This is a genomic window from Longimicrobium sp., from assembly GCF_036388275.1.
Classification (GTDB): Bacteria; Gemmatimonadota; Gemmatimonadetes; order Longimicrobiales; family Longimicrobiaceae; genus Longimicrobium.
This window is the reverse complement of the sequence record NZ_DASVSF010000100.1, coordinates 265,519-273,584: the sequence shown is the minus strand read 5'-3', so window position 1 is coordinate 273,584 and position 8,066 is coordinate 265,519. Positions and strand designations below refer to the sequence as shown.

At 68.5% G+C, this 8,066-nt stretch carries 8 protein-coding genes; 7 read left to right on the top strand and 1 reads right to left on the bottom strand.

Translation table 11 applies throughout. The features are described from left to right. Positions 1 to 338: 338 nt before the first annotated feature. On the bottom strand, positions 339 to 893 hold the full coding sequence (gene dcd, locus VF632_RS22310) for a dCTP deaminase (protein WP_331025139.1): 555 nt from the start codon (positions 891 to 893) through the stop codon (positions 339 to 341). Between the two features lie 258 nt (positions 894 to 1,151). On the opposite strand from dcd, the gene VF632_RS22305 reads away from it, so the two are divergent. The 7 genes from VF632_RS22305 to VF632_RS22275 all read left to right on the top strand — a co-directional run bounded on the left by VF632_RS22305 (position 1,152) and on the right by VF632_RS22275 (position 8,021). Continuing rightward, positions 1,152 to 1,508, top strand: coding sequence for an NADH-quinone oxidoreductase subunit A (locus VF632_RS22305; protein WP_331025138.1), 357 nt, complete (start codon positions 1,152 to 1,154; stop codon positions 1,506 to 1,508). A 125-nt stretch (positions 1,509 to 1,633) separates the two neighbouring features. Next, positions 1,634 to 2,263 (top strand): NADH-quinone oxidoreductase subunit NuoB, encoded by a 630-nt coding sequence (locus VF632_RS22300; RefSeq protein ID WP_349262975.1) that lies wholly within the window; start codon positions 1,634 to 1,636, stop codon positions 2,261 to 2,263. Positions 2,264 to 2,268: 5 nt separating this feature from the next. Further along, a complete protein-coding gene (locus VF632_RS22295) occupies positions 2,269 to 3,000 on the top strand; it encodes an NADH-quinone oxidoreductase subunit C (protein WP_331025136.1) in 732 nt (243 codons plus the stop codon). Further along, positions 3,000 to 4,289, top strand: a complete 1,290-nt coding sequence (gene nuoD, locus VF632_RS22290) for an NADH dehydrogenase (quinone) subunit D (RefSeq protein WP_331025135.1) — start codon at positions 3,000 to 3,002, stop codon at positions 4,287 to 4,289. Before VF632_RS22295 ends, nuoD begins: the two co-directional genes overlap by 1 nt. Further along, positions 4,286 to 4,975: an NAD(P)H-dependent oxidoreductase subunit E gene (locus VF632_RS22285; protein WP_331025134.1), complete on the top strand. Its 690-nt coding sequence runs from the start codon at positions 4,286 to 4,288 to the stop codon at positions 4,973 to 4,975. The genes nuoD and VF632_RS22285 overlap by 4 nt, the downstream gene beginning before the upstream one ends. 95 nt (positions 4,976 to 5,070) lie before the next feature. Further along, complete coding sequence (gene nuoF / locus VF632_RS22280) at positions 5,071 to 6,369, top strand: NADH-quinone oxidoreductase subunit NuoF (protein WP_331025133.1); 1,299 nt, start codon at positions 5,071 to 5,073, stop codon at positions 6,367 to 6,369. A gap of 35 nt (positions 6,370 to 6,404) precedes the next feature. Beyond that, positions 6,405 to 8,021 (top strand): 2Fe-2S iron-sulfur cluster-binding protein, encoded by a 1,617-nt coding sequence (locus tag VF632_RS22275; RefSeq protein WP_331025132.1) that lies wholly within the window; start codon positions 6,405 to 6,407, stop codon positions 8,019 to 8,021. The last annotated feature ends 45 nt before the right edge of the window (positions 8,022 to 8,066 follow it).

Genomic DNA, 8,066 nt, shown 5'->3' with positions numbered 1-8,066 from the left:
GAGCGGGCGCAGCAGCTCCCACTGCGAATCGGTCAAGTCTGTCGGATATCTGAGGCTAGTCATGCCAGCCGCATACACCGTCTACTTGTGCATGTTCGCACTTTGTTCGGTTATCTCAACACCCTCTCAGGATGACAGGCTCCGGCGCGCACTCCCGCTCAGGACGAGCGGTCAGTACTCCCGCGCTCGGGATGACAGGCTCGGACGCGCACTCCCGCTCGGGAGGACGGGTTCGGCCGTGCACTCCCGCTCAGGACGACAGGCTCGGTCGCGCACTCCAGCCCAAGGATGACAGGCTCCGGCGCACGCACTCTACACCCCCGCGCAGCGCACCGCCGTTACAGCCGGGGCGTCGTGACCCCCACCTGTCCCATGTACTTGCCCTTGCGGTCGGCGTAGCTCACCTCGGGGGGCTCGTCGCCCTGGAAGAAGAGCACCTGGGCGATCCCCTCGTTGGCGTAGATCTTGGCTGGCAGCGGCGTGGTGTTGCTGATCTCCAGCGTCACGAAACCCTCCCACTCGGGCTCGAACGGCGTGACGTTGGTGATGATCCCGCACCGCGCGTACGTAGACTTGCCGACGCAGAGCGTGATGACGTCGCGGGGGATGCGGAAGTACTCCACCGACCGGGCCAGCGCGAACGAGTTGGGCGGCACGATGCACACGTCGCCCTCGAAGGGCACGAACGACTTGTCGCTGAACGCCTTGGGATCGACGATGGCGTTGTTGACGTTCGTGAAGATCTTGAACTCGTTCGCCACCCGCATGTCGTAGCCGTAGCTCGACACGCCGTAGCTGATGGTTCCCGCCCGCACCTGCGCGTCCTCGAACGGGTCGATCATCCCGTGCTCGCGGGCCATGCGCCGGATCCACTTGTCGGAGCGTATGCTCATGCGGCGGAACGAAGCTTGAAGGGGTCGGGAAGGCCGCGCGCCGGGGGCCGCACGGGGCAGCCCGTACGGAGCAGGCGGAGAGGCACGGGTAGGGCTGAAGTCCGGCGCCCAAGCTACGCCCGCCCGCGGGGGGCGGCAAGGGGCCGAAAAACCCGCGCCGGGGCTGGCTTGACCCCGGTGATACGGGGCTGTATCTTGCCGCGGCTCCACCCTAGTGAAACGTTTCACAAACTCCTGTTACAGGACAGGCCCGAAGCGATGCTTCGACCCTACATCCCGGTGCTGATCCTCCTGGCCGTCTCGGTGGTCAACGCCATCTTCATGGTGGTGCTGTCCACGGTGCTCAGCCCGGGAAAGGCCACCAAGAACAAGTCGGCGCCCTACGAAAGCGGCATGGTGCCGCTGGGGGGAACGCGCGAGCGGTTCTCGGTGAAGTTCTACGTCGTGGCGATCCTGTTCATCGTCTTCGACGTGGAAACCGTGTTCCTGCTCCCGTGGGCCGTTTCGGCCCGGGCGCTGGGATGGCACGGGTTCGCCACGGCGATGATCTTCGTGTTCATCCTGACGGTGGGCCTGGTCTACGAATGGAAGAAAGGAGCGCTGGAATGGGACTGAACGACCGCCCGTCCGGCCACAGTGGCGATATGACCGAGGGCCAGCCCCGCGACGGCCGCGGGCTGGCCGTGCACCAGGGGCTGCCCGGAACCGTGCAGCCCGCCACCCAGCAGCAGCAGGGCAACCTGTTCGACGGCTCGCCCGGGTTCCTGACGACGCGCGTGGACGCCGTCGTCAACTGGGCGCGCACCAACTCGCTCTGGCCCATGCCCTTCGGCACGGCGTGCTGCGCCATCGAGATGATGGCCACCGCCGCCACCCGGTTCGACCTGGCCCGCTTCGGCATGGAGCGCATGAGCTTCAGCCCCCGCCAGGCCGACCTGCTGATCTGCGCGGGGCGGGTGAGCTACAAGATGGCGCCCGTGCTCAAGAAGATCTGGGAGCAGATGCCCTCGCCCAAGTGGAGCATCAGCATGGGCGCCTGCGCCAGCACGGGCGGCGTGTTCGACGTGTACAGCATGGTGCAGGGCATCGACACCATCATCCCGGTCGACGTGTACGTGCCCGGCTGCCCGCCGCGCCCCGAGTCGCTGATCTACGGCATCCTGCTGATCCAGGAAAAGATCCGGAACTCGTCGCCCAGCTCCGAGGACGAGTGGAACGCGGTGGACCAGCTCCCGGAAACGGGGAGCTACCTGCCGCAGGAAACCATCGACCGCATCACGCTGCCGTTCGGCAACAGCACCAACCAGAACCGCGCCAGCGGGCTGGTGAGCACGGGTGCCGTGGTGCGCGTCAGCGACCGCCTGCCCTGACGGACATGGCCAACGGCGAGTTCAAGAAGGGCCTCGAGGGGCTGGACCAGGGCCCCGGCCCCTCCGAGGCCCAGGCGCCCGAAGCGCCCCCGCAGGCCGGCGACCTGCCGCCGCACCCCACCGTCGACGCGCTGCGCGAGCACTTCGGCGCGGGCGTGCTGCGGCACGAGGTGGTGGCCGGCGACGAGCACATCGTCTACATCCCGCCCGAGCGCAACCTTGAGGTGCTGGGCTGGCTGAAGGACACCTGCCGGTACGACTTCCTGCAGGACCTGACCGCCATCGACTACGGCGGCGGCCGGGCCATCCAGGTGGTGTACCAGCTCTGGTCGATTCCGACGAAGCTGAACCTCCGCGTGAAATGCGAGCTTCCGCTGGAGGCGCTGGAAATCGACAGCACCTACTTCCTGTGGCGCGCCGCCGACTGGATGGAGCGCGAGGTGTACGACATGTTCGGCGTGGTGTTCCGGGGGCACCCCGACCTGCGCCGCATCCTCATGCCGTACAACTACGCCGAGGGGCACCCGCTGCGGAAGGACTTTCCGCTCCGCGGGCGCTTCAGCCGCGCCGAGCAGACCCGCCGCGCGTTATCCATGAAGACCGAAGACCACTATTCGCCGCAGGAGCTGGAGATCGCCCACGTCCTGGGGCAGCCGCTTCCCGACGTGATCGTCGAGGGCGGTCCCGGCGTGCCCAACCAGGGCGAGATGCCCGGCATCGGCATGGGAGCGGGCTGATGGCACTGCGCAGAGTCGTCTACAACGTCACCCGCAGCCCCGAGCTGGCCTCCGGCGGCAGCCTGGTGCACGCCCCCATCGTTCCCGTGCAGGGCGAAGCCCGCGAGGTGCACGAGGACGTGGCCGGCGAGCACATGCTCATCAACATCGGCCCGCAGCACCCCGCCACGCACGGCGTGCTGCGGCTGGTGCTGGAGCTGGACGGCGAAACGGTCGTGCGCTGCATCCCGCACATCGGCTACCTGCACAGCAGCTTCGAAAAGCTGGGCGAGTACCGCGACTGGAACCAGATCGTCCCGCTGACCGACCGCATGGACTACCTGGCGCCCCTCATCTACAACTGCGCCTACGCCATGGCGGTCGAAAAGATGATGGGGATCCAGGTGACGGAGCGGTGCAAGGTGGTGCGGGTGATGTGCATGGAGCTGGACCGCATCTTCAGCCACCTGCTCTGGCTGGGGACGACGGCCATCGACCTGGGCGCGTTCACCGTCTTCCTGTACACCTTCCAGCAGCGCGAGCTGATCTACGACCTTCACGAGTCGCTGACCGGCGCGCGGATCACCACCTCGTCCACCCGCATCGGGGGGATGATGGCCGACCTGCCGGCCGGGTGGGTGGAGCAGCTGAGCAAGTGGATGGACGGCTTTCTCCCCGTGCTCGACGAGGTGGAGACGCTGCTCACCAACAACGCCATCTGGATCGGGCGCACGCAGGGCGTGGGCGTCATCTCGGCCGAGGACGCGGTGAACTTCGGCCTCAGCGGGCCCAACCTGCGCGCCTCGGGGGTGGACTACGACGTCCGCAAGGACCGCCCGTACTACGACTACGACCAGTACGACTTCGTGGTGCCCGTGGGCGAGCACGGCGACATCTACGACCGCTACATGTGCCGGATGGAGGAGATGCGCCAGAGCATCCGCATCCTCCGCCAGGCCATCGAGCGGCTTCCCGGCGGCCCCATCAACATCGACGATCCGCGCGTGATCCTGCCGACCAAGACGGCGGCGATGAACGACATGGAGTCGATGATCCACCACTTCAAGGTGGTGATGGAGGGGGTGCGCGCCCCGGTGGGCGAGTCGTGGTTCTCCGTCGAGTCGTCCAAGGGCGAGCTGGGGATGTACGTCGTCAGCGACGGCGGGGCCAAGCCCGTCCGCTGGCGCGTGCGCGGGCCCAGCTTCATCAACATCGCCGCCCTGCCGCACATGATCGAGGGGGCGCTTCTTTCCGACGTGATCGCCGTGAACGCGTCGCTCGACATCGTGCTGGGGGAGATCGACCGATGAGCGCCGAGCCGATTCGCGCCGGGAGCGAATACGACCCGACGTCGTGGCCTGCGGCGGTGCAGAACCCCGGCTTCGTGGGTGACACCGGCGAGTTCGCGGGGCTGACGGAGGCCGACGTGCGGGGCACCGCCTTCATCGGGCAGCGCCCGGCGGACGGCGGCCACGCCTCGGTGGCCGGCACCCTGCCGTACCACACGGCGACCAAGGACCCGCAGGCGCCCATCTTCCACGGCCCCTACGAGGATCGGCTGGAGAAGATCCTCAGCCGCTACCCGGACCGGCAGGCGGCGCTGCTTCCCGCACTTCACCTGGCGCACGAGATCCGCGGGTACCTGTCGCCCGAAACGCAGGACGAGGTGGCCGAGAAGCTCCAGCTTCCGCCGGCGTACGTACGGGGCGTGGCCACCTTCTACACCATGTACAACCTGGCTCCGGTCGGGAAGTACCTGATCCAGGTGTGCACCAACATCTCGTGCAACCTGTGCGGGGGCGACGCCGTGCTCGAGGCCTTCCTCAAGCACACGGGCACCGAGCTGGGCGAAACCTCGGCCAACGGGCTGTGGACGGTGATCGAGGTGGAGTGCCTGGGCGCCTGCGGCTTTCCGACGGCGGTGCAGATCAACGAGTTCTACTACGAGAACGTGCGGCCCGAGAGCGTGCCGGACGTGCTGGCGAGGCTTACGTGAGGGGGAGAGAGAAGTACCAAGTGCTCAGTACCAAGTGCCAGGTGGTACTTGCTGGGCGGGCACTGGGCACTCGGTACTAGGCACTAGGCACTTCCATGGCATATCCGTACCGGCACCCGGCCGAGACGCTCGTCATCTCCGAGCACTTCGGCACCCCCGAGGCTCGCACCCTGAAGGGGTGGGAGGCGCTCGGCGGCTACAAGCCCATGCGCACCGCGCTCGGGCTGGACCGCGCCGAGGTCGTGAACATCGTCAAGGCGTCGGGGCTGCGCGGCCGCGGCGGCGCGGGGTTCCCCACCGGGATGAAGTGGAGCTTCATGCCCAAGAAGGAGCCCGGCAAGCCCCACTTCCTCGTCTGCAACGCCGACGAGAGCGAGCCCGGCACCTTCAAGGACCGCGAGCTGATGCGGTGGACGCCGCACGCCCTGATCGAGGGGTGCGTGGTGGGCGCCTACGCCATCAACGCCGAGCACGCGTACATCTACGTGCGGGGCGAGTTCTTCGAGGCGGCGCAGATCATGGCGCGGGCCATCGAAGAGGCGTACGCGGCGGGGTACCTGGGCAAGAACATCATGGGCTCGGGCGTCGACATCGACATCACCCTGCACATCGGCGCGGGCGCGTACATCTGCGGGGAAGAGACGGGGCTGCTCAACTCGCTCGAGGGGCGCCGCGGCGAGCCCCGGGTGAAGCCGCCGTACCCGGCCATTGCGGGCGCCTTCCGCTACCCCACGGCGGTGAACAACGTGGAGTCGCTGATCGCCGCCGCGCACATCGTGCACAACGGCGCCGAGTGGTACAAGCAGTGGGGCACCGAAAAGTCGGTGGGCACCAAGCTGTTCTGCGTTTCCGGCCACGTGAAGCGCCCCGGCAACTACGAGGTGCCGCTGGGCTTCAACTTCCGCGAGTTCATCTACGACGTCTGCGGCGGCACCCCCAGCGGCAAGCCGATCAAGGCGGTGATCCCCGGCGGCTCGTCGGTGCCCATCCTCACGGCCGACGAGCTGGACATCGGCATGGACTACGAGTCGATGGCCGCAGCGGGCACCATGCTGGGGTGCGGCTCGGTGATCGTGATGGATTCCGGCACCAACGTGGTCAAGCAGGTTCGCCGCATGGTGGACTTCTACGCCCACGAAAGCTGCGGCCAGTGCACGCCCTGCCGTGAAGGAACGGCGTGGGCCAGCAAGATCCTGAAGCGCGTGGAGCGCGGCCGCGGCACTCCCGACGACCTCGACACGCTGCTGGACATTTCCGACAAGATGTCGGGGAAGACCATCTGCGTGCTGTCGGACGCGGCCGCCGCGCCCATCGTGTCGTCCATCCAGAAGTTCCGCGACGACTACCTGGCGCTGATGGACGCCGGGCAGCTCGCCGGGGCCGGCGGGCGATGACCGCCGGCCACGACTGAACGAAAGAGAAGCCGGCGATGGCCGAACCGACCCCGACGCCTGAGACCGTTTCCGTCACCGTAGACGGAATGACGCTGGACGTGCCCAAGGGCACGCGCCTGCTGGACGCGTGCGCCCAGGCGGGCGTCGACGTCCCCCACTACTGCTACCACCCCGGCATGTCGGCCCCGGCCCAGTGCCGCATGTGCCTGGTCGAGGTGGAAAAATCGCCCAAGCTGATCCCCGCGTGCGTGGGCTCGGTGACGGACGGCATGGTGGTGCACACCCAGAGCGAGAACGCCCTCAAGGCGCGCGAGGGGGTGCTGGAGTTCTACCTGGTCAACCACCCGCTGGACTGCCCGGTGTGCGACCAGTCGGGCGAGTGCAAGCTGCAGGACTACGTCTCGGCCGAGGGGCCCGCCATGGGCCGCTCGCGCGAGCCCAAGCGGGTGCTGGGGCGCGACGACTTCGGCGGCGACGTGCTGTTCTACGCCGACCGCTGCGTGATGTGCACCCGCTGCGTGCGCTTCATGCGCGAGGTTGCGCAGGACGAGCGGCTGACCGTGGTGCAGCGCGGGAGCCGCGCCGTGATCGACACCTTCTACGACGAGGGGCTGACGGGGAACATCTGGGCCGACAACATCGTCGACATCTGCCCCGTGGGCGCGCTGGTGAGCAAGGACTTCCTTCACAAGGCGCGCGCCTGGGACCTGGACCGCGTTCCCTCGGTCTGCCCCAACTGCAGCATGGGGTGCAACATCCGGCTGGAGACGCGCGACGACCAGGTGATGCGCCTGAAGCCGCGCCCCAACCCCGAGGTGAACGCGCACTGGATGTGCGACTTCGGGCGGCTGAACTACAACTGGATGAACCGCGTGGACCGCATCGAGGCGCCGCTGGTGCGCGACGCCTCGGGACGCCACGCGCCCAAGTCGTGGGCGGAGACGCTCACGCTGCTGGCCGACGCCCTGCGCGGCGCCGCGGGCGGCGCGCGGGCCGTCGTCTCGCCGTTCGAGGCGAACGAGGGGTTGGGCGCGCTGCGCCGGGTGATGGAGGCCGTCGGCGGCGGTGAGGGCGTGTTCCGCTGCGAGCAGGGCGAAGAGGTGGTGCTTCCCGGCTTCCCGGAGCTGGCGCTGCGCCGCGACCGCGCAGCCAACGCCGTGGGCGCCGAGCTGTTCGGCTACGGGCGGACGGGCCGGCCGGACGGCACGGGCGGGCTGGAGTCGGTGGGGGCCCACACGGGCGTGCTCTTCGTCCTGGGCGACGAGCTGGGCGACGCGCCGGCGGACTTCGGGGCGAACGCGTCCCTCTTCGTCTACGTGGGCCAGCACCTGGGCCCCGCGGCGCGCAACGCCCACTTCGTGCTGCCGGCGACCACGTTCGCCGAGATGGAAGGCACCTTTACGAACATCCAGCGCCGCGTGCAGCGCTTCTGGCCCGCGGTGCGGGCGCCGGGAATGGCGCGGCCGGCGTGGCAGATTCTGGGCGTGCTGCTGGCGGGGATCAGCGAGGCGGGGGCGCCGGGAACGGCGGCCGACGCGTTCGCCACGCTGGGCGCGGTACGTCCGGAGTTCGGCCAGCTGGCTTGGGCGGACCTGGGCGCCAACGGGGCGGTGCTTCCCGGCGTGCGCGAGCTGCAGGAAACGGGGGACTGAACGGCAGTACCAAGGGCCAAGTACCAGGTGCCAAGTATCGGGCAC